This is a genomic window from Frankia sp. CcI156 (assembly GCF_001983015.1).
GTDB classification, from domain to species: domain Bacteria; phylum Actinomycetota; class Actinomycetes; order Frankiales; family Frankiaceae; genus Frankia; species Frankia casuarinae.
Map to the genome: position 1 here is coordinate 20,851 of NZ_MOMD01000043.1, position 19,532 is coordinate 40,382.

Sequence of the window (19,532 nt, forward strand, 5' to 3'; positions counted from 1 at the left end):
GCAACACAATTCGTGGGCGATTGATGCCTCGTCGAGTGATACGCCCAGTTCGGAGTGCGACCATGGGTGGGCACTGAAGATCGTGTCTGACCGGAAGGCGGCGGCGCAGGGCCGAACGGAAATACGGCGAACCGGCCCCGCGGACGCGGACGACCACCCGGTCCCTGGGCCCCGACGGCGGGGATCGGTCTGGCCAGAGCTATGATCATGTTTTCTTCGTGCGGTGGATTTGACCGAGTGCACTTTCCGGGGGTCCGGTTTAGCGCATCAGTCTATTCGGACACTGCTTTCACCACCTGCACCTTCATTCGGTGCTCGTTCTTTGACGTGACGTTCGCGTCCTGCACGTTCACGGGCAGCGTTCACGGGCAGCGTGTTCGGYGGATGCATCTTCGATCTCATGAAGATGGTCGGCGGGGATTAGTCCTTCGTGGGTCTGCCCCGAGCGGGCCCGGGGAGGATTGCGGACCCGGGGAGAATCTCAGTCCCGCAGCGGATCATGGGCAAAGGCCCGCATCCCCTCGGCGAAGTCGACCCGCGGCCGGTAGCCGAGAAGATCGCCTGCTCGGGCCGAGGAGGCTGCGATATGGCGGACGTCRCCGACCCGGGAGGTGCCGGTCACGACGGGCCTCGGACCGCCGAAGGCACGAGYCAGCGCGTCCGCCATGTCCCCGACGGTGTGGGGATCACCGGAGCCGATGTTGAGGGGAACCAGCCGGCCAGGTGCCTGCGGCTGGCCGGACGCCAGCAGGTTAGCCCGCGCGACGTCGTGGACGTGCACGAAATCCCTCAGCTGCCGGCCGTCCTCGAAGACCCGCGGGGCCCGCCCGTGTTCCAGCGCACTGCGGAAGATCGACGCGACGCCGGCGTAGGGGGTGTCCCGGGGCATCCGCGGACCGTAGACGTTGTGGTAGCGCAGTGCCACGGCGGTTCCGCCGGTTTCCGCCGCCCACGCCGCCGCGAGATGCTCCTGGGCGACCTTGGTCGCCGCGTACGCGTTGCGGGGATCCAGGGGGGCGTCCTCGTGGACCACGATGGGCGCGAGCGGCCGGTGGCACCGTGGGCACGGCGGCTCGAAACGGCCCGCGTCCAGCTCGGCGGCCTGCCGTGGTCCGGGGCGCACTGGTCCGTCCGTCGGGCAGCGGTAACCACCCTCGCCGTAGACCACCATGGAGCTCGCCAGGACCAGTCGCCCCACCCCGGCGCGGGCCATCGCCGCGAGCAGGACCGCGGTGCCGAGATCGTTGTTCGTGGCATACGCCGGAAGGTCGTCCAGRTCAACCCCCAGACCCACCATGGCGGCCTGGTGGCATACGACATCGATCCCGCTCAGTGCCTCGGCGACCTGGTCCCGATCGGTCACGTCCCCAACGATCATCTCGGCGGCGTTGTTGACCTGGGGCTTCGTCCGGTGCACCGCCGGAAGCAGGGCGTCGAGGATCCTGACCTCGTCGCCCGCCGCGACCAGCGCGTCAACAACGTGAGAACCGATGAAGCCGGCGCCACCGGTGACGAGAACCCGCATGACGCTGACGCTAACGGTGCCGGGACGCGCCGGATCTTACGAACCACGGAACGTCTCCAGCCCGGCCCGGCCCGTGCCGTCGCAACCCCGGGCGGCGTCCGGACGTCAGGACGTGGGGAGCGCGACGACGAAGCGGCAGCCCTCCCGATGGTTGTGCACGGTGACGTCGCCCCCGTGCGCCTCGACGATGCCACGGACGATCGCGAGGCCGATCCCCGACCGCATCCGTGGCTGGTGCGGATGGTCGTCACCACCGGGGGTCCGGGCCGACTCGCCCCGGAATCCGAGGTCGAACACGCGGGGCAGCTCCTCCTGCGGGATGCCGCCGCACCGGTCCGCCACGGCGAAGACCGCCCGGTCGGCGTCCGCGGTAGCGGTGATCTCCACCGTTCCGTCGTCGGGGGTGTGCCTGATGGCGTTGACGAGGAGATTGGTCAGCACGCGCCCCACCTCGGCCGCGTCGGCGTCAACGTACCCGGCGTGGTCGGCCCGCCCGTTGACGACGACTCCCTTGGCCCGCGCGATCGGGTCCACCGCGGCGATCGCGTCCGAGACGACGTCGGCGACGCGCACCTTCTCCAGGCTCAGCCGCAGCGCACCGGCCTGCAGCCGGGCCAGTTCGAACAGGTCGTCGACCATGCCGGTCAGCCGCTCGGCGTCGGCGAGCATCAGCCGGTGGTAGCGGGCCGTCGTCTCGGCGTCCGTGACCAGGCCGTCCTGCAGGGCCTCGGCCGTCGCCCGGATTCCCGCGAGCGGGGTTCTCAGGTCATGACTGATCCAGGCCACCAGCTCGCGGCGACTTGCCTCCAGTGCCCGTTCCCGTTCCCGCGCCTCGACGAGGCGGACATGGGTCGCGTCCAGGGTCGTCGCCAGCGCGCCGAGCTCGGCGGTCGGAACACGGTCGGCGCCGTGATAGCCCGGCTCGCCCAGGGCCGCCGTCGCCCGGGTCAGCGTCCCGATCGCCGCCACGACCGGGCCACCCAGGCGCACCGCGGATGCCGACGCCACCACCGCCGACACGACCACCACGATGAGCACGACCCGCAAGTCATGATCGGAGAGGAACATTGCCTGTGCCGTGCCGGCGACCCCCACCGTCACCGCGACGACCGGTATCACGCTCAATGACGCTGCTGTCGCCCACAATGGCCGCCTCCGGAGCGCCCGCAGCAACGGCAGGCCGGTGAGCGCGGCCGCCGTCGAACAGCCGAGCGCGATCCCCATGACCTCCAGGTCGGCGTTCATCGGGGCCTCGCTCTCGCTCGCAGCCCGCCCGTGGGGTCGTCGTCCCGCCGCACCGCCTCGGGTCTCATCCTCGGTGTCGTCCCTCGTCCGGTGCCGCCACCTGTCCGGTGGGGGTGCTGTCGGGGCGCGGGGTGCTGTCGGGGCGCGGGGTGCTGTCGGGGCGCKGGGTGCCGGGATCGTAGCGGTACCCGACCCCCCACACCGTGACAAGCATCCGGGGCGCGGTCGGATCATCCTCGATCTTCTCCCGCAGTCGACGGATGTGCACGGTGACCGTCGAGGGGTCGCCATAGCTCCATCCCCACACGTGTTCGAGCAGCTCGCCCCGGGTGAAGGCCCGGCCGGGCCGGCGCAGCAGGAAGGCCAGCAGATCGAACTCGCGCACCGTCAGCCCGAGCGGAACCCCGTGCCGGGTGGCGGTCCGCGCGGCCGCGTCGACGACGAGGGTGCCGGCCCGCAGGACGCCGGCTTCCGCGCCCGGCACCGTCTCGTTCGCCCGCCGCAGCACCGACTGCACGCGCAGGGTCAGCTCCCGCGGCGAGAACGGCTTGGTCACGTAGTCGTCGGCGCCGATCTCCAGACCGGTGATGCGATCCGACTCGTCGGCACGTGCGGTCAGCATGATCACTGGTACCGGTCGGTGCGCCCGGAGCCGGCGGAACACCTCGATGCCATCGAGACCGGGCAGCATCAGGTCGAGGACGACGAGGTCCGGTGGGGTTGTCTCGGCCACCCGCAGGGCCGTGGGTCCGTCCGCGGCGCGGTCGACGTCGAAGCCGGCGTTGCGCAGGTAGCGGTCAACCACCTCGGAGACGAGGGCGTCGTCGTCAACGACGAGCACACGGGCCACCCAGCCACGATAGGTAAGGCGACGGCCGTCCCGGCCATGATCGGTTCGGATGTCTCCGCTTCGTAATGCTCCGCTTCGTCGTGCTCGTCGTGCTCGTCGTCGTGTCCGTGCCGAGCCGCCGGACGGGACCCGGGCATTCCTTGTTTCGTAAGGGTTGATCACGCGCGGACGGCACTACAGTCCCGATCATGTTCACGCAACGTAGTGGGATCGGGGCCTCCGTCGACGTCGTCCTGCCCTGCCTGGACGAGGCCGGGGCGTTACCTTGGGTGTTGGACCGGATGCCCGTCGACTATCGGCCGATCGTCGCGGACAACGGATCGCGCGACGGCTCCCGCCAGGTGGCGCTGGAACGCGGGGCGGTCGTCGTTGACGTGCCCGAGCGCGGCTACGGCGCCGCCGTGCACGCCGGGCTGCTCGCTGCGGACGCCGACGTGGTCGGCGTGTGCGACGCGGACGCATCCCTCGACCCCGCCGAGCTTCCCGGTCTCGTCACGCAGTTGCTGGCCGGCCGGGCCGATCTGGTTCTCGGTCGCCGTCGCCCGACCTCGATGCGGGCCTGGCCGCCGCACGCCCGACTCGGGAACGCGGTGGTCGCCGGGCGGCTGCGCCGGCACGGCGTTCCCGTCCATGATCTGGGCCCGATGCGGGTGGCCCGCCGGGAGGACCTGCTCCGACTGCCCGTCGCCGACCGCCGGTTCGGCTATCCGCTGGAACTGCTGCTGCGGGCGGCCCAGGCCGGTTGGCGGATAGTCGAGACCGACGTGGCCTACACSCCTCGGGTCGGGCGCTCCAAGGTGACCGGGACACCGCTCGGCGCCGCCCGGACGGCCCGGGACATGTCCGCCCTGTTGGCGAGCCTCCGGTGAGGCTGCTCGTGATGGCGAAGGAGCCGGTACCTGGGCGGGTCAAGACCCGCCTCACGCCGCCCCTGCGCCCGGACCAGGCGGCGGCCGTCGCGGCGGCCGCGCTCGCGGACACGCTGGCCGCGGTTGAGGAGCTGACTCGCCTGCCCGGGTTCGACGCACTGCGCCCGGTCCTCGTCCTCGACGGCGCGGTCGGCCCATGGCTGGAGACCTCGTTCGCACGAATCCCGGCCGGACGAACCCCGGGCGGACGAACCCCGGGCGGACGAATCGCGATCGAAGTGATGCCGCAGGTGTCGGGGCCGTTCGACGTCCGGCTCGCCGCCGCCTTCGACGCCGGCACCGAGCCGACCCTGCTCATCGGGATGGACACTCCCCAGGTGACCGCAGCCCTGCTCGCCTCCGCCTGCCACGCGCTGCACGCGACCGACGCGGTGTTCGGTCCCGCCGCGGACGGGGGATGGTGGGCACTCGGCCTGACCACCCCCGACGGCGATCTTCTCCRTGGCGTGCCGACCTCGCGCCCGGACACCGGCGCACGGCAGCGGGCCCGCCTGTCCGAAGCCGGCCTGACGGTCACAACCCTGCCGACGGTGCGTGACGTCGACACCATGGCCGACGCCGACGCGGTCGCCCGGCTCGCGCCCGGTGGACGCTTCGCCGCGGCGCTGCGCGCCACGCACGGGGATCGCATCGCCGCCGGCCGGGCCACCGCGTGTTGACCGGCGTCCCCGACGGCCGGTGGGGACCGACGACCGTCTACGAGGCGGGACTGCGCTCCGCCGGTGGACAGCTGTGGATGCGCCGTCCCGACGGGCGACGCGACCCGCTGCCGGTGAACCGCTGGCGTGGCACCCTGTCCCCGGCGGCGTCGACCCCGCCCACCTGGTCCACCTGGTCCACCGGGGCGCTGTCCCCCGGGGATCTGTCGTTGTTGCGTCACTGCGGCGGCCCGACCCTCGACGTCGGCTGCGGGCCCGGCCGGCTCGCGGCCGCGCTCGCGGCCCGCGGGGTGCCGGCCCTCGGCATCGACGTCGCGCCGTTCGCGGTGCACCTTACCCGGCGGGCCGGTGTGCCGGCACTACGGCGGGACGTGTTCGGCCGGGTGCCTGCCGAGGGACGATGGGTCGCGCTGCTGCTTGCCGACGGAAACATCGGCATCGGCGGCGACCCGACCCGGTTGTTGCGCCGGGCCGGGGAACTCCTCGCCCCCTCCGGCCGGGTGCTCGTCGAACTCGAACCGCCGGGCACCCAGACCGGTCCGATGCGGGTCCGGCTGGAGGACGCGACCGGCCGGGTGTCGCGGCCCTTCTCCTGGTGCCTGGTGGACGGGGACGATCTGACCGGCATCGCGCCGGACGCCGGACTGCTGATCACCCGGACCTGGTGCGACGCCGGTCGGCACTTCGCCGCGCTGCGCCGGCGTCTCCCGACTGGATGATTCCCCGCCGGGCGCGGACCGCCCGACTCACCATGAGGGCCGCCGCGCCGGCCCAGACCACTGCGAGAACGAGCGCGAGGTTGCGTCCGTACGGCAGCGGGTTCACCGTCGGGTTCCCAGGGTCCCCGCCGTAGCCACGCCACAGCGGTAGCGACGACAGGGCGACCGCCGCACTCACCAGCAGTGCGCCCTGTGCGACGGACCGGTAGGGCGGTGGGACCAACCGGGTGAGCAGGAAGCCGACGAGCATCGTCRCGGGCACGAGCAACGCGTCATGGACCAGGACCCCGCCGATCAGCCAGACCACGGTGTTCGGCGGCCGGGTGGCCTGCTGGTGGGTGAGCACGCCGTCGACCCCGTAACCGATCGCGGCCAGCCCGGCCGCCACCGCGACACCGCGCAGCACGACGGCGTTCATACCATCACCACCCGATGTACCCATTTCGTCTGGAGGACCCCGGGCCGGTTCGGCGCGATGAGCCGGGCCGGATAACCGTGATCGAGGTCGAGGTCGGCGCCGTTCACTCCGGTCGCGAGCAGGGTCAACGAGTCCCGGGCGTGCGAGKGGTTGACGTCGCTTGCCCGGTAGCCCCCGCGGGCCTCGAGGGACTCGACCCGGACCGTCGCGTCGGCGGGGATCATGGCGGCGTCCAGTAGATCCCGCAGCCGCGGCCCGTGCCAGGTGGCGTCCGCGGCCCATCCCTCGACGCAGGTGATCGGCAGCTTCGAGCTGTACCGACGCAGCGCGTGCAGCTCCTCGATGGTGTACACCACCCGGCGCGGACCGACCACCTCCAGCCGGTACCCGGGGTCACGGGCGAGGGAGGTGACCCGCGCGGCTCGCGCCGTGCGGTTCACCGGGAGCCCCTGCGGGCCGATGTCGGGCCGCCGCGGCGCGAGCAGGTCCAGCCGGGCCAGGCCCGGAACCGACTGACCGGCGGTCGTCGCCACGATCACCCCGGCGGCGGTCCCCGTCGCGAGGCCGAGGCCGCGCCGCGTCAGACCGCCCGTCCCCGGGGCGGCGCCGGCCATGGTGGTGGTGGCCATGGTGGTGGTGGCCATGGTGGTGGTGGCCATGGTGGCGGCGGCCAGGTGCGCGCGCTCATGGCGGCGACGGCCCACATTCGCCCGGATGACGGTGAGCTTCGCGACGATGTGGAGGACCAGCGCGCCGATCGTGATCCAGGCGACCCAGTAATGGGTCACGGTGAAGAAGAAGTGGAACCGGTACCACTGCGCGATGTTCGCGATGCCCGTGCTGAGCTGGAAGATCGCCCCTGCGATCAACGGCACGATCGTCATCCGCTCCACCGCATGGGCGACGGAACGGATCGGGGGCCATTCCCACAACAGCGGATACACCGTCCACAGCTTCGCCAGCAGCAGTGGGACGCTCGCGAGTCCGGTGGTCACGTGCAGGCCCTGGGTCACCCGGTACAGCCAGGCGGGTCGGGAAGGCCATTCCAGCCAGGACGGCGGATGCTGCATGAAATGCGATACCAGCCCGGTCAGAAAGCATGTTCCGAAGGCGATCCCGAGCCAGACTCCGAGGAGAGCCGCCATCCGTGGATCGTGCAGCCGACTGGGGAATGCGTTTTCGCGCAGGGGGCCGCGCCGCAGGACCGGGGGTGGTTCCGGCAGCTTTTCGGTCAGCAGACGAGGTAACCGGCGGGGCAACCAGCGGGGCAACTGTCGCACGAATGCACGGTAGGTCGCCGGGACCACTCGCGACCGAGGACCGGCATTACGGAACGAGGAAGGCCCGGCGCGGTGTTCCCGCGCCGGCGCTGCGCCTGCCAGTCTCGGGACCATGCCCAGAACCCGCGCCGCGCCACGCCTCAGGCCCGCCCTGGCCCTGGTCGGGGCGGGTGTCGGGCTCGCGGGTCTGCTCGCGACGCAGTGCGCCGTCCTTGCGGCGCCGGGATACCTGCCTGGCCGGGCAGGGGTGCTCTACCCCGTCATGCTCTGGTGGGCGCTCGGTGTCGCCACGGCCGCGCTGCTGGTACACGCGGCCCCGCGCCGGTTGGCCGTCGCCATGCTGCTCGGCGGAATCGTCKCCATCCACGCCGTAGCGGCCACCACCGGCCCGCAGCTYTCCGACGACCTGTACCGCTACGCCTGGGACGGTCGGGTCCAGGCCGCCGGGATCGACCCCTACCGGTACGGCCCGCTCGCTCCGGAACTGGCCCGGCTGCGCGATCGCTGGCTGTTCCCGGATCCGGCCGGATGCGCGGCGATCGGGCGCGGCCCGCACTGCATCCGGCTGAACTACCCGCGCGCCCACACCATCTACCCGCCGGTGGCGCAGGCGTACTTCACCGCCGTTCATGTCCTGCCGGGGCCGCCACGCGAACACAAACTCCAGCTCTACGCCTCGCTGATGTCCCTGGCGCTGGTCGGGCTGATGATGCGGATGCTGGTGGCGCGAGGCCGCGATCCGCGCCACGCGGCCTTCTATGCGTTCTCGCCGCTCGCCGGCCTGGAGATCGGTTCCGATGCGCACGTCGACGTCCTCGGGGCCGTGCTGGCGCTCAGCGCTCTGGCGGTCCTCACCGCCCGGTCCCGCCCGCTGCGGACGGGGGTTGCCGGGGCGCTGCTCGGCGGCGCGGTAGCGGTGAAGCTGTACCCGGCGTTGCTGCTGCCCGCGGCGGCCCGGCGCCGGCCCGTCACGCTCGTCGGAGCCGCCGCCGGGGTGGTCGTGCTGTCCTACCTGCCGCACATCCTCGCCGTCGGCACACAGGCGCTGGGCTTCCTCCCGCAGTACCTCGACGTCGAGGGCTACGGGGAGGGCAGCCGCTTTCTCCTGCTCGCCGGGCTGCTGCACCTGGACGGATCCGCAGCGAAGGCGGCAGCGGCCACCCTGCTGGCGGCGGTCACGGTCGCCGTGCTGCGGACCGATCCACAGCGGGTTCCCGTCGAACGGGCCGCGCTGTGGCTGGTCGGTGCCGCGTTCCTTGTCGCGACCCCGGTCCAGCCCTGGTACGGGGTGCTGCTGGCGGCGCTCGMCGTCATCGCCGGGCGGCTGGAATGGCTCGCCGTCGCCGCGGCCGCGCACCCCGTCTACGTCTCGCTGTTCACGGATCTGCCCGGTGACGCGTGGACTTTGCGGGTGTATTCCTACGCCGTCGGTGGTGGCGTCGTRCTCGCCGCGACCGGTCTGCGCCGGTGGACCGGCCGACGGCTGGCGGTCGACGAGCGCGCTGCCGCACCCGCGGCCCGATCCGTCGTCGAACCCCGGCCCGAGTCGTCACCGGGCGCAGGGACTGAAGGGCAGGTGAGGGTGTAATGGCGGGCTCGTTGACGAGGCCGGCGAGTACGAGGCCCTGCTCAGAGCTTGGTCGGCGCGGGTGTGGGACGCTTGGGTTCCCGCCACGCCACGATCAGGGACTGGATTGAGAAGGCCCTTCCCTGAAGACGACGAGCCCTCGGCCCCCGCGCCGTTTACTCTTGGAGTTCGGCGGCTCTGCGCAGGAGTTGCTGGGCGACGTCCCGATGCTCCGCGCCACTGTCCTCGGCGATGACCGCGACCGCCAAGGCCGCGAAGCGCAGCATGCCGACCCGGGGTCCGGGCGGATCCGGTATCTGTCGGACACACACCGCTGATCAACTTACGCTGCATCGCTTTCGGGCAGGCTTGCAGCTCTGCCGAAGGCTTCCTTGATCTCGGCCTCCACCTCCCCGTGGATATCGGAAGCGTTGGTTTCGGTCTCGGGGTAGCAGCGGCGTCTGAAGTCCGCCCAGACCTCGAGATTGTCGGTCGTCACTTTGAAGGACATCCTGCTTTCGTCGCCGCCGACATCCTTGGCCCGCTGGCTCGAGATTGCGAGATTGTCGGTTTTATTGCCAATTGTAAACATTTGCACGATCCAGCCAGGGTCGTACTCGTGGAAGGTGCCGTAGATATCGACCTTCGAGTCCCCGATGAAACGGAGGCGCCAACGCCCACCAGGTCTGGGGTCCCAGAACATGATCCTGACCTGCGTCTCAGGCGGCGAAATCCATTGCACGTACAGCTCAGGATCCGTTCGGATACGGTGCAGCTGCCTTAGGGGGAACGGGAATTCTCGGACAACTACGAATTCTCCCGGGGCCGGGTTAGCTGTCCTTATGATCTCTCCGGTGATATCGTTGTTCTTGGATCTGAGGCGAGAGTTGTAAAATTCCTCGATCCACTGGGCCGCTGGGCCGAGCGCATCCTCTTCGAGACGTACCGGGCTGCGGTGGCCACCTCCAGGGCGGCGGATCAAGCCGGCTTCCTGAAGCACCTTGAGGTGCCTGGAGACCGCCTGGAGGCTTATCCCATACGGCTTGGCGAGCTCACCGACTGTGGCGTCATTTTCGACAAGTCGCTCGACCATGTTACGACGGGTCGCGTCTGCAAGAGCCGCGAAAATTTTGGAATATTCAGTCATAATCGTACCCAATCAACAACATTATCAAAATTTCTCAATCAAGATCAATCGGGCGTCTCGGCCTGCGAATAATACATATTCAGATGTAACTGGCCAGAGGTGCCGCTTGATTGACAGTGACGGATGGTTGCGCGGCGGCGGTGAGGGCTGGGCTGTTTTCGGGCAGYGACGGGCGGCCCGTGGTGAGACGAGCGAGGGCGTCGAGCGCGCCGAGGCCGTTCTTGCGGGCTGTCGAAGATAGCTGTGCAGAGCACAGAAGTGGCGGATCCCAGCGAGCGAGCGCAGACGGCCAGAGATCTTCTGTCTCAGTTTTGACCATGCGAATTATCCGGGCGGCCTCAAGAGGTCGGTGCATCGACAGCTATAGATGTTAGCATATCATCGAGGCAACTGGCGGTGGTTTGTTGTGATGGGCAGTTCGTGATCTGTGATCTACGGGGGTAGGTAGAGGCAGAGCTGGTGTCCGGCGGCGAGCGTGTCGATCAGTTCGCGGGGTGTGGGGCATCGGGGCGGTGTGCCAGGACGGACCGGGTGCGGGCTGTCGCCGGCTGGGCTGGGTGCGGGCGGCTTGGCGGGGGTGTCGTGCCAGCACAGGCTGAACGCGCAGTTCACCAGGGTCCAGTGGCGGGCGATCGCGGTGGCGGAGCGGACCTGGAAGTCGGCCCAGCCCAGTTYGTGTTTGACCTGCTTGTAGTCCGGTTCGACCCAGCCGCGGGCGGCCCGCGGTGAGACGAGCCGCCCTACGACGAGTCCTCGGCCCCCGCGCCGTTTACTCTTGGAGTTCGGCGGCTCTGCGCAGGAGTTGCTGGGGGGTGCGTCTTTTTGAGAGGTTGGTGATTCCGGGTCATTCCGGTCGTGCAGGGTGGAGTCCGAGGTCGGGGATGCTGGCGGGGTCGTAGCGGGCGAGGTGGTGCTCGGTGAGGTAGMGCTGCTTGTAGTAGGTCAGGTAGGTGTTGAGGTCGCCRTTGATGACGACGGCGCGGAGCTTGAGGATGTCCTCGGCGCCGTCGGGGGACCAGCGGGCGCCGGTCAGGCCGAACCGGTCTTCGATGATGTGGCGGCAGGCGCCCTCGATGAGGCCGGTGGCGATCGGCCAGCCGTTGGCGAGGGCTTGGTCGTAGCGCATGTGCTGGTGGTTGTTGGTCAGGTAGGTCACGGCCCGGTCGACGTCGGCGAGGTCCTGGTCGCGGGTGCGCGGGTTGTTCCGCCGCTTCGCGGCGAGCGAGGCGAGGGTGGCGGCGACCGGCTTGGCGCGGCCGTGCAGGAGGCGCAGTAGTTGCCCGTCGCCCCAGTCGCTGACCTCGGTGGGGGTCTTCCCGCGGTTGAGCTGGACGGGCGGCCTTGCGGACGTATTCGGCGGCGTGGATGTAGTCGATGATGACCGGGACGGTCAGGCCGCGGGTGCGCGCGTGCTCGCCGATGGCGGTGATCTGCTGCCTGTTGCCGTCGACGAGGAAGATCCGCTGGTGCAGGTGCAGGGGGTCGCGCCAGTCGGCCTCGTCGAACGCCCGGCCGATCACGGCGGGGATGTCGTCGGTGATCGACGCGGAGACCCACGTGTCGCGCGCGGTGGGTCCGGGGCGTTCAGCGCGGCGGGCGGGTGGGGCGGCGATGTCCTCGGGTTGGCGGACGGCGGGAGTGAAGGTCGTGACGGCGACGATCTCGGCCATCTTCTTGATCCCGGGATGGGTGGCGTCGCTCCTGGCGGTGGTGCGGTGCTCGGGGCGCAGCGCGATGCCCTTGCCGTCGGCCTGCGTCATCAGCACGTCGCCGGCGGCGAGGTCGCCCGCGGTGGCGGCACGCAGGTCGTAGAAGTCGCTGACCCAGCGGGCCAGGTCGTGGGCGAGCTGGGCGAGTTGGGCGCGCCCGATGGTGACCCCGGTCCTCGCGGTGATGACCTGCTGGGCCTGCCCGTAGCCGCTGGTCCCGAGGTGGAAGGCCGCCAGGGCGCGGATCCCCAGCGAGTAGGCGTCGTCGGCGAGCGCCCAGCGGGCGTCGGCCGGGTAGAGGTTCGCCTCGCGCCGGTTGCGGTAGGCGAGCCGGGACGCCCGGACCGGGCCGAAGACGCTGATCACGCCCCGGTCGTGGCTCTTCTCGACGCCGCCGTGGCGGATCCCGGCCGCGGACACCAGGTGGCTGACGCGCTGTTCGCGGGCGGCGTCGAGGGCGAACGTGGTCTCCAGCAGCGTGCGCAGCAGTTCGCGGCCGTCCGTCTCGAGCGTCTTCTCCCGGTCGCCGTGATCCAGGGCGGCGGCGCCGTCGACCGCCCAGCCGATCAGCGAGGAGCACCGCTCGATCGGACCCGCGAGCAGAGCGGCGGTCTCGGGGTCCAGCGGGACCCTGCCGCCGTCCTCACCGACGCGCTCCACCGTCACCGCAACCGCCACCGCAGGGCCTCCGTGACCTGTCTGGGACAAGGGCACCAACGTCGCCCATGATCCCGCGAACTGGACGGCAGTCGACGATCCCGGCGACGAAGTCCCTCCCCGCCGGTGCTTCCCTCGGTCGGTCAACCAGCCGCTGACCAGCGACGATCACACCTGGTAGTGCCTGAAACATCCGTAAAGGTCCGGACTCGCCGATGGCAGGATGTCTTGACTCCAATCAGACACAAATGACGCTTTCAGAAAAGACGCACCCGTTGCTGGGCGACGTCCCGATGCTCCGCGCCACTGTCCTCGGCGATGACCGCGACCGCCAAGGCCGCGAAGCGCAGCATGCCGACCCGGGGTCCGGGCGGATCCGGTATCTGTCGGACACACACCGCTGATCAACTTACGCTATAGGGCTTTTTCGGGCAGGCTTGCAGCTCTGCCGAAGACGGTCTCCAGCGCGGTCTCCAGCGCGGTCTCCAGCGCGGTCAGCGCCTCCTTTTCCCGGACAGCTATTAATTTCTCCKGGTTAGCTACCMCTGTGAGATTTCCGGCGATATCGTCGTCCTTGAATCTGAGGCGAGAGCTGTAAAATTCCTGGATCCATCGGGCCGCTGGGCCGAGCGCATCCTCTTCGAGACGCACCGGGCTGYGGTGGCAACCTCCAGGACGGCGGATCAAGCCGGCTTCCTGAAGCACCTTGAGGTGCCTGGAGACCGCCTGGAGACTTATCTCATACGGYTCGGCAAGCTCACCTACTGTGGCGTCATTTTTGACAAGTCGCTCGACCATGTTGCGACGGGTCGCGTCTGCAAGGGCCGCGAAAATTCTAGAAAATTCATCCATCTATCGCTCATCCTATCGCTTATCCAATTAATAATATTATCCGAATTTCTCAATCAAGATAAATTATCGATGAAGTCCCGGCCCGCGATAATACATAATTCGGATTATCCGGGCGGTCTCAAGGAGTCGATGCGTCAGCATCTATATGTTAGTGGCAGATCATTGAGGGCGGAATCAAGTGGTCATGGCGACGTATAAGAGCGTGTCTCGTGTGGGTGCGCGGGGTGCATCTCTGATCATGGATGTAATGGAGAACAGCCTCGCGGTGCGACTGGTCCCGGACGATCTATGGGAGCTGGTGGAAGCATTGCTGCCCTCGGTTCGAGACGCGTCRGCAGGGCGGTGGGACCGCACCGATCGGTTGGGACCGCCCCGCTCTGAACGCGTTCGATCTCACGTTCGACGGCCACCGGGCCCCGGYGCGCCGTCACCTCACCTCATTTTCGGGGTCAGCGCCCACGGGCTTTGATGCCTCGATGGCCTCGATGACCCGCGGGCGCAATTCGGCGGGGGGGATGACGGCGTCGACGGAGCCGACCTCGACCGCGCGTTGGATAGTGTGCCGGCGGTCGAACTCCGTGGCTATCTCGCGATGCTTCTCCGCGTGGACCGAGACGCGGAGCTCGTCGAGCTCCGCGGTTAGCGCGGTGTGGTCGGCGCCGGTGGCAGCCGCGACGCGGGCCTCCAGGCCGCGCACCCGCGGGTCGGCCGCGGTGCGGGCGTCGACTTCGCGGGCGAATACCACCGCGGCGGCGGGAGCGCCGCCGAGAACCGAGGCGAACGAGCCCTCCAGCGCCAGCACGGTCATGTTCGGGTTCAGCGCCTTCGAGAACACCACGAACGCGCCACCGTGGTACCGCGAGATCACGCAGAATACAATGGGCCCGCGGAAGTTCACGATCGCGCGGCCGATCTCGGSGCCGTACTCCAGCTGCAGCTTGCGCATCGACTCCGGCGAGCCGTCGAAGCCCGACAGGTTCGCCAGCACCACCAGCGGCCGGTTCCCGCTTGCCGCGTTGATCGCCCGTGCGACCTTCTTCGAGGACTGCGGGAACAGCGTGCCCGGAGTATAGATTTCCGGGCCGTCGGTGGGCGGGAAACCGTGCCGCGGCACAGCGCGCGACTCGATGCCGATCAGGCATACCGGTATGCCGCCGAGGTGTACGTCCCACACCACCGCGGTCTCCGCGCTCTCCATGTGCTTCCAGCGTTCCAGCACCGGGTGGTCCTGGTCGGACAGCGCCTCCATCACAGGGCGGATGCCGAAGGGCTTCTTGCGGTCCGGGTTGGCCTCGGCGRAGAAGATCTCACCGACGGAGGTGAAGTCGCTGCCAGCCACCGAGTGAGGGTAGTCGGAGATGTCGCGGTCGACGGGGTCGTTCRTCTCCGCTCGCCGCGGACCATCCTCGCCGGGGGCGACATATGTGTGGTTGTAGTATGCCATCAGCATGTCCACGGCGGCGGTCAGGTTCGGCGCCCAATACTGCCCCTGCCCGTTCGGGCCCATCACTCGGTCGTAGCCGCCAATGCCGAAGTTGTCCTCGGCCGACACGCCGCCGGAGACATCCACTGCCTGCTTGCCGGTGAGCACCATCGTCGAGTCCGGGATCATCACCAGGATGCCCTTGGTGTGCATGAGCATCGTCGCCTCGGCGTTCCAGTACGGCTGCRCACCGACGGTGATGCCCGTGACCACGATGTTGATCTCGCCGCCGGCCTGGGTGAACTCGACGATCTGCTTGAGTGCCGCGCCCACCCAGTCCATGTTCTCCGTGCCCGATTCCATGGAGATCCGGGCACCGGAGGACAGCGCGTACCATTCCAGCGGCAACCGCCTCCGCTCGGCCAGGTTCAGTGCGGCGATCACGCGGCGGCACTCCGGCTCTGACAGTGCGCCGAGCGACTTCGTCGGGTCGCTGAGCAGTACGACCCTGGTGACACCCTGCGGGTGCAGCCTGGTCGGGGTGGTGGCCACACCCACGACGATCGCCGCGGTGTTGTGCCCCTTCGGCCGGTCGACCGGCACCAGCGCGCAGTTGTCGTCGAGGTCGTACTCGACGAAGTCGCCGAGCAGGTCGGTCAGTTCATACGGGTGCATCATCTTGCGGTTGCTCGCGCGTAGCACCTTGAGCCGGTAATCGTCGATCGGCTCGACCGGCTCGACCGAAGGCTCGCCAACGGTCAGCTCGGCGCCCGTGGTCTTGAAGGAGACACACACGGCGATCTCAGACAGCTCGCCGGTCTGCGGGCTGCGCTGCTGGGCGATGAACAGGATCTCCTCTAGCTCGGCGTCCGCGGTCWTCAGCAGCACACGCTCAGCGATCATCTCCAGCTCGGTGCGGGTGATGTCGCTCGGCGGCCAGACGTAGACCACGATCCGGTTGGTGTTGAAACGCTTGTCCGACGGTCGCCGCGACCGCGCGCGGCGGATCGAGTCGACGCAGGCGGCCACGGCGTCCTCGGCCGCTGGCAACGCGACCAGCTGGCCATCATGATCGTGCTCCCTAAACAGGTCGCGTACCTGGATGAACGCGACAAAGCGGTTATCCGACGGATTCTCCCGCGCCACGCACTGGTAGAGGTACACATCCTCGTCTGACGACGGCAACCGGGTGAGGTCGAATTTGCTCAGCCGCTCCAGCTGCATCCGCTGCGCGATGCACGGGTGCAGGCCGCGGATCAGCCGTTCCTCGGCCATCCCGGCGTCCGACGGCCGGAACGTGAAGTGGTGGGTCATCGTGCGGCTGCCTCCGGGGTGATGGTGATGGTGAGCCGACGCACCTGGGGCGGCAGCGGGTGCGCGCTGGCGGCCTCGCCCAGCGCGGCCGCCATCACGTCGGAGTCCGCCGGCTGGTTCTCCCAGGACAGGTAGATGTCAGCATCGACGGAGCGCTCGCCGCCTGCCAGCTCCGCAAGCCCACCCAGCGCCGCGTCCAGCGCGTCGAAGCCAACTGCGCAGGAGACGAGCCTGGAGCCCGCGCGCTCGGCCACCCAGAACCGGTAGCCGGCGTACTCGGTGGCGCGGATGTGGGTGAGGTCCTTGTTGCCGTAGTACCGGCGGGTCAGCACTTCCAGTATGACCGTGTTATCCCGGTCGCCGCGCAGCAGCCGCTGGCCCAGCAGCGGCACCAGCGGCTCGGTGCTGCGCACCATCTCGGCGATGCGCTCGGTGCGATCCGGCGCGTCCGGGTAGGCGTCCAGGTGGAGCAGGTGCTCGAAGATACGGATGCGCTCCTGGGCACGGCGCAGCAACTGCTGATGCTGGAACCAGGCGAACATCACGTCGAGCGCGAGGTCGGCAACCACGGGGAAGTGGCCCTTCGTGGCGGCCACCAGCCGCTCCAGCGCCAGACGCACCGGTTTGTGCACGGACTTGTCCGGCGGCGGCTCCCACCGCCACGATTCCAGCAGCGCCGCAACTACCTTGGCGGCCACCTTGGCGGTGGCGGGCTGCCGGGCGAGGAAGATCCGGAACACCGCGGCCTCGAGCTCGGGGGAGCGTTTCAGGTCGGTGACGTCGTAATGCCCGAGCGCCTTGGCCAGTTTGGCCTGGAACGCCTCCGGTAGCCCGGCCCGCTCGACGTCGAGGCTGCGCAGGTAGGTGTGGAAGTGCTCGTGAGGGTTGCGCAGGTGGCCCTCATCGCCGACGTCCATGCGGGCAGGCCGGTTCCGGCTCAGCTCGGCCAGGTCGGCGAATATTTCGATGATCTCTAGCTCCTTGGCCAGCGGCTGGTGGCCCTCCTCGGTGGCCGCCCGACGCGCGGCGAGGTAGTCGTGGAGCACCTGGCGCTCATCGTGCAGGTCGAAGCCCAGCAGCAAAGCGCGCAGATCCTCCAGGCCGCGCGCGGTGCGCTCACGCGCCGGGACCTCCTCGGGCGCGGTCGGCAGGTCCAGCCCGGCCGCCGCGGCGGCCGGGCTGTCCTCGACCTCGGCGCCGGCGATCGGCTCCAGCCGCAGCAGCGGCGCACCCGCCTCTACCTGGCTGCCCACGGAGACGAAGTATTCCCTCACCCGCGCCTTGAACGGCGCCTGCAGCACCGTCTCCATTTTCATGCTCTCCAGCACCAGGATTTGTGCGCCCGCCTCGATCTCGGCGCCAACCTCCAGCGGCGTGGCGATAACCATGGCAGGCATGGGCGAGCGGACGACGTCGCCCTCGTCGCGGCTGACCCGGTGGGTGACGCCGTCCACCTCGATCAGGTGGACGGGCCCGTGGATGTCGGCGAGTAGCCGGTACCGGGCACCGTTGACGACGATCTGCCCGGTGTGCCGATCGAAGCGGTCAATCTTGACGTCAGCGGTGCGGACGTCGGCGCCCGCTTCGAGGCTGACGTGGAACCGGCACGGGCCCCGCCGCGCCACGCGCGCCCGGTAGCCGACGTCGCGCAACTTGAGGTCCAGCGGCCGAGCGCTGTCGTGCTGCACCTGCGGGCGTCCGCCGAACGCCGTCAACAGCAGCCGCTGCCGCTCGACGTGCTCCTTCTCCTCGTACGCGTCGATGGCCGCTGCCACCAGGGCCACGGCGGAGTGCCGGTGCGAGACAAGCCCGTCCCCGACGCGGTCGATCCAGCCGGTGTCCGCGCTGGCGTCGATCACCTCGGGCCGGTTGAGCAGGTCCAGCAGGAAGCTCTTGTTCGTGACACCACCATTGATGATCACTTTGGTCTCCTGAATCGCCCGGCGCAGCCGGCCCAGCGCCCCGTCGCGATCGCGGCCGTAGGCGATGATCTTCACGATCATCGAGTCGAAGTCGGCCGGGATGGTGTCGCCCTCGCTGAAGCCAGTGTCGACRCGGATGCCGGGTCCGGCTGGCAGCTCCAGCCGCGTGATGTGGCCCGGGCACGGCATGAAGTCGCGGTCGGGGTCCTCCGCGTTGAGCCGGGCCTCGACGGCGTGTCCGCGCTCGACCGGCCGCACGCCCTGCAGCCGGCCGGCCGAGGCCACGTGTAGTTGGGCCTTGACCAGGTCGAACCCGGTTGTGGCCTCGGTGATCGGGTGCTCGACCTGCAGGCGGGTGTTGACCTCGAGAAACGTGACCTGCTTGTCGCCKGGGTGGTAGAGGAACTCGACGGTCGCCGCGCCCCGGTAGCCGACCGCGACGATCAGCCGCTCGGCCGCGGCCTTGAGGTTGGCCGCCTGCTCCGGGCTGAGCACCGGCGAGGCCGACTCCTCGATTACCTTCTGGTTGCGCCGCTGCACCGAGCAGTCACGGACGCCGAGCGCCCACGCGGTGCCCTGGCCGTCGGCAATCACCTGGACCTCGACGTGCCGGGCCCCAGTAATTAGGCGCTCCAGGAACATGACATCGATGCCGAACGCCCGCGCGGCCTCTTGCCTGGTGCGCTCGAAGGCGTTGACAAGCTCGGACTCGTCCCTGATCACACGGATGCCCCGACCGCCGCCGCCCGCGGCTGCCTTGAGCATAAGCGGATAACCGATCTTGGCAGCCGCTGCCAGGGCGGCGTCCAGGCTCTCGACCGGACCGCGGCTCCACGGCGCGACCGGCACGCCGACCTCCTCGGCGATCCGCTTCGCGCCGATCTTGTCGCCGAGCTTACGCATGGCCTCGGAACTGGGCCCGATGAAGGTGACCCCGAGCCTCTCGCAAAGCTCTTCGAACGCCGGGTCCTCCGCGACGAARCCCCAGCCGACCCACGCGGCGTCGGCCCCAGTCTCCACCAGCGCGCGCTCTAGGACCCTCAGATCGAGATAGGGACGCGCGGCGGCCGGGCCAAGACAGTAGGCCCTGTCGGCCTCGCGCACGAACGTCGCGGTGCGGTCGACGTCGGTGTACAGGGCGACGGTCTCGATCGCTGTCGCGGTCTCGGCGACTATCTCCCGAACGGCTCGGATGAGGCGCATCGCGGCCTCACCACGGTTGACGATGGCGACGCAGCGGAACACGGCTGAGTCCTTCCTGCTCAAGACACATCATTCGGCTGGCGGGTGGMCGGTTCGTCCTCGCGACTGGTGAC

General features: G+C 69.4%; 15 protein-coding genes and 1 pseudogene. 5 read left to right on the plus strand and 11 right to left on the minus strand.

The features are described 5' to 3' along the window. Positions 1 to 481: 481 nt before the first annotated feature. The 3 genes from CcI156_RS16235 to CcI156_RS16245 all read right to left on the minus strand — a co-directional run bounded on the left by CcI156_RS16235 (position 482) and on the right by CcI156_RS16245 (position 3,620). Positions 482 to 1,525, minus strand: coding sequence for an SDR family NAD(P)-dependent oxidoreductase (locus tag CcI156_RS16235; protein ID WP_076806606.1), 1,044 nt, complete (start codon positions 1,523 to 1,525; stop codon positions 482 to 484). A gap of 105 nt (positions 1,526 to 1,630) precedes the next feature. Further along, positions 1,631 to 2,770 (minus strand): sensor histidine kinase KdpD, encoded by a 1,140-nt coding sequence (locus tag CcI156_RS16240; protein ID WP_011435429.1) that lies wholly within the window; start codon positions 2,768 to 2,770, stop codon positions 1,631 to 1,633. Positions 2,771 to 2,834: 64 nt separating this feature from the next. Then, positions 2,835 to 3,620 (minus strand): response regulator transcription factor, encoded by a 786-nt coding sequence (locus CcI156_RS16245; protein ID WP_076806608.1) that lies wholly within the window; start codon positions 3,618 to 3,620, stop codon positions 2,835 to 2,837. A gap of 188 nt (positions 3,621 to 3,808) precedes the next feature. On the opposite strand from CcI156_RS16245, the gene CcI156_RS16250 reads away from it, so the two are divergent. Genes CcI156_RS16250 through CcI156_RS16260 form a run of 3 tightly spaced genes read left to right on the plus strand, consistent with a single transcriptional unit; the run spans position 3,809 to position 5,927 of the window. Then, positions 3,809 to 4,489, plus strand: coding sequence for a glycosyltransferase family 2 protein (locus CcI156_RS16250; RefSeq protein WP_011435431.1), 681 nt, complete (start codon positions 3,809 to 3,811; stop codon positions 4,487 to 4,489). Positions 4,490 to 4,500: 11 nt separating this feature from the next. Next, the gene (locus tag CcI156_RS16255; protein WP_076806656.1) at positions 4,501 to 5,208 is read left to right on the plus strand and encodes a DUF2064 domain-containing protein; all 708 of its coding nucleotides are present in this window, start codon (positions 4,501 to 4,503) and stop codon (positions 5,206 to 5,208) included. Continuing rightward, positions 5,202 to 5,927, plus strand: coding sequence for a methyltransferase domain-containing protein (locus CcI156_RS16260; protein ID WP_011435433.1), 726 nt, complete (start codon positions 5,202 to 5,204; stop codon positions 5,925 to 5,927). The genes CcI156_RS16255 and CcI156_RS16260 overlap by 7 nt, the downstream gene beginning before the upstream one ends. Here the strand turns inward: CcI156_RS16260 and CcI156_RS16265 are convergent. Then, positions 5,860 to 6,345 (minus strand): hypothetical protein, encoded by a 486-nt coding sequence (locus tag CcI156_RS16265; protein WP_254847466.1) that lies wholly within the window; start codon positions 6,343 to 6,345, stop codon positions 5,860 to 5,862. The genes CcI156_RS16260 and CcI156_RS16265 overlap by 68 nt on opposite strands. Next, the gene (locus tag CcI156_RS16270) at positions 6,342 to 7,490 is read right to left on the minus strand and encodes a molybdopterin-dependent oxidoreductase (protein ID WP_254847467.1); all 1,149 of its coding nucleotides are present in this window, start codon (positions 7,488 to 7,490) and stop codon (positions 6,342 to 6,344) included. The genes CcI156_RS16265 and CcI156_RS16270 overlap by 4 nt, the downstream gene beginning before the upstream one ends. A gap of 247 nt (positions 7,491 to 7,737) precedes the next feature. Between CcI156_RS16270 and CcI156_RS16275 the strand changes: the two genes are divergently transcribed. After that, on the plus strand, positions 7,738 to 9,213 hold the full coding sequence (locus CcI156_RS16275) for a glycosyltransferase 87 family protein (RefSeq protein WP_076806612.1): 1,476 nt from the start codon (positions 7,738 to 7,740) through the stop codon (positions 9,211 to 9,213). 155 nt (positions 9,214 to 9,368) lie between these two features. Here the strand turns inward: CcI156_RS16275 and CcI156_RS25755 are convergent, their stop codons facing one another. The 3 genes from CcI156_RS25755 to CcI156_RS16290 form a co-directional block, all read right to left on the minus strand. Then, positions 9,369 to 9,524, minus strand: coding sequence for a hypothetical protein (locus CcI156_RS25755; protein WP_160323931.1), 156 nt, complete (start codon positions 9,522 to 9,524; stop codon positions 9,369 to 9,371). 11 nt (positions 9,525 to 9,535) lie between these two features. Beyond that, positions 9,536 to 10,339, minus strand: coding sequence for a metalloregulator ArsR/SmtB family transcription factor (locus CcI156_RS16280; RefSeq protein ID WP_011435437.1), 804 nt, complete (start codon positions 10,337 to 10,339; stop codon positions 9,536 to 9,538). 844 nt (positions 10,340 to 11,183) lie between these two features. Then, entirely contained in the window at positions 11,184 to 11,495 is a 312-nt protein-coding gene (locus CcI156_RS16290) for a hypothetical protein (RefSeq protein WP_076806618.1), read from the minus strand. A gap of 205 nt (positions 11,496 to 11,700) precedes the next feature. On the opposite strand from CcI156_RS16290, the gene CcI156_RS16295 reads away from it, so the two are divergent. Beyond that, complete coding sequence (locus tag CcI156_RS16295; protein WP_139341523.1) at positions 11,701 to 12,777, plus strand: hypothetical protein; 1,077 nt, start codon at positions 11,701 to 11,703, stop codon at positions 12,775 to 12,777. Positions 12,778 to 12,962: 185 nt separating this feature from the next. Here the strand turns inward: CcI156_RS16295 and CcI156_RS25760 are convergent, their stop codons facing one another. The 3 genes and pseudogenes from CcI156_RS25760 to CcI156_RS27830 form a co-directional block, all read right to left on the minus strand. Beyond that, positions 12,963 to 13,103 carry a hypothetical protein gene (locus CcI156_RS25760; protein WP_157902460.1) on the minus strand — a complete coding sequence of 47 codons (141 nt, stop codon included), beginning with the start codon at positions 13,101 to 13,103 and terminating at the stop codon, positions 12,963 to 12,965. A 16-nt stretch (positions 13,104 to 13,119) separates the two neighbouring features. After that, entirely contained in the window at positions 13,120 to 13,557 is a 438-nt protein-coding gene (locus CcI156_RS16300) for a helix-turn-helix transcriptional regulator (RefSeq protein ID WP_076806620.1), read from the minus strand. 427 nt (positions 13,558 to 13,984) lie between these two features. Continuing rightward, positions 13,985 to 19,461 (minus strand): annotated as a pseudogene (locus CcI156_RS27830) (carboxyl transferase domain-containing protein). Between the last annotated feature and the right edge of the window lie 71 nt (positions 19,462 to 19,532).